Source organism: Nostoc sp. CHAB 5715 (genome assembly GCF_020829685.1).
GTDB lineage: Bacteria > Cyanobacteriota > Cyanobacteriia > Cyanobacteriales > Nostocaceae > Nostoc.
In genome coordinates, this window is sequence record NZ_JAIVFR010001125.1 from 1 (window position 1) to 2,223 (window position 2,223).

The following is a 2,223-nucleotide window of genomic DNA, read 5'->3' on the forward strand; positions in this document are numbered from 1 at the left end:
TCTGAATTACTCAAAAAATTGCCCAATGCTACCATAACCTTTTTGAGACAGCCCCAACGCGATCGCATCAACGATCAGCTGTGGAACCAACCTTGGAACATTTTATTTTTCGCTGGTCATAGTAAAAGCGAGGGTGAGACTGGTCGTATTTATATTAATGACAAAGACAGTTTAACAATTGCAGACCTGAAATATGCCCTGAGAAATGCCGTCACCAATGGGTTACAGTTGGCGATTTTTAACTCCTGTGATGGATTGGGATTAGCGCGAGAACTACAAGATTTACATATTCCCCAAATCATTATCATGCGGGAACCTGTGCCGGATCTTGTGGCACAAGCATTTTTAAAACATTTTTTGGAAGCTTTTTCTTCAGGTGCATCTTTATATATTGCAGTTCGCACTGCCAGAGAAAAACTGCAAGGATTAGAAGACAAATTTCCAGGGGCAAGTTGGTTGCCGATAATTTGTGAAAATCCTGCTGCCATACCTATGACTTGGCCAAAGCCCCGAATGAAATCTAACTGCTGCCTACTGATAAGGGGATTGCTAATGAGTGTGATGCTCACCATCAGCGTGCTAGGAGTCCGGCAAATGGGAGGATTGCAAACATGGGAGTTACAAGCTTACGATCAATTAATGCGATCGCGTCCCCAAGAAAAGCAAGATCCGCGCCTGTTGATAGTCACTGTTACCGAAGAAGATTTTCAGTTACCAGAACAAAAGGACAGAAGAGGGTCGTTATCGGATCTAGCACTAGCCAGACTTTTAGAAAAACTTGCACACTTCCAACCCAAAGCCATTGGCTTAGATATTTATCACGATCAGCCATCACAACGCAACCAAGCTTCTTTGGCGACTAGGTTGAAAACAGATGACAAGCTTTTTACAATTTGCAAAGTTCAAGAACTTACAAAAGACCGTCCGGGAATTTCACCTCCTTTGGGGGTTCCACTAGAACGCCAAGGATTTAGTGATATTGTCCCAGATTCAGACCACATTCTGCGTCGTCATTTATTGGCAATGCAACCAGCAGATGTAACCTCCCCTTGTACTGCACGCTACGCCCTTAATGCTCAACTGGCATTCCACTATTTGCAAGCAAAAGGCATCTCTGCCAAATACACAGATTCTGGGGATTTGCAGTTAGGCAACGTTGTTTTTAAGCGGTTGCAGCCTCAGATGGGTGGCTATCAACAAGCGGATACACGGGGCTACCAAATATTGCTCAATTACCGCTCTTTCCAAAATTCTCCTGGAGAAATTGCTCCTAAAGTCACACTCACAGATGTACTTAGGGGTAAAGTTAACGCTGAACAAGTCAAAGACCGAATTGTTCTCATTGGTACTACTGCCCAAAGCTTTCGTGATTATAATCCTACCCCCTACATGACTGGGCAGGGTTTTTCCGAAGAAATACCAGGGGTGATTTTGCAAGCACAAATGGTGAGTCAGCTAGTGAGTGCGGTTATGGATGGGCGACCTTTGATATCAATTTTGCCAGTTTGGGGCGAAGTTTTGTGGGTTTGGAGTTGGTCAGTGGTTGGAGGTGCATTTGGCGTAGTCGGATTAGTGGCGATCGCACCAAGCGATCGCTCAAGACTATATTTAGTACTAGCAGGAGGAGGTGTACTTGGAGTCTTATACATTTTTTGCTTAATTCTCTTTTACCAAGGGATTTGGGTTCCCCTAGTTCCGTCAGCTTTGGTTTTAGTGGCTACTGGCGGCACAGTGGCAATTTACCTATTTTCACAACAAAGCAGTGACAACTGACTTCTACAACTTGAGGTATAAATAAAAATGAAATTCTCTATGCAAAAGATTCAAATTTTTCTTGCCGTTAGTTTAATATTCCTTAGCTCTATAGATGTGCAGGCACAGCCTGCAAATCCCAACGGGCAATTAAAGCAATCATTGATTTTTGCTGCACCGCCTCCACCAAAAGACATCGGGGAACCAGGTAAGCGAGGAGAAGCAGGTAGTCGTGGCTGTGGGCAGGATATCAATAAGCCTATGACTTCTTCTCAAAAGCGACTCACAGCTTTAGTACCTGTTTATTCAAACTCAGAATTGGTGTTTGGCACAACGATCGCAGAGCATCCTAGTTTCTTATTCTATGTTCCTTATGCATCGGAATTTGCATCTGGAGAGTTTGTGCTAGAAGATGAAGCACAAAATCAGACTACTTACAAAACTTCCCATCCATCCCGTCCTTGGCAATTA

At 43.6% G+C, this 2,223-nt stretch carries 2 protein-coding genes; both read left to right on the top strand.

Translation table 11 applies throughout. From position 1 onward, the window contains the following. Positions 1–1,773: CHASE2 domain-containing protein (locus LC574_RS36725; RefSeq protein ID WP_229458544.1), on the top strand; the 1,773-nt coding region annotated here is incomplete at its 5' end. Positions 1,774–1,800: 27 nt separating this feature from the next. Next, on the top strand, positions 1,801–2,223 hold a 423-nt coding region (locus LC574_RS36730), incomplete at its 3' end, for a DUF928 domain-containing protein (protein ID WP_229458546.1).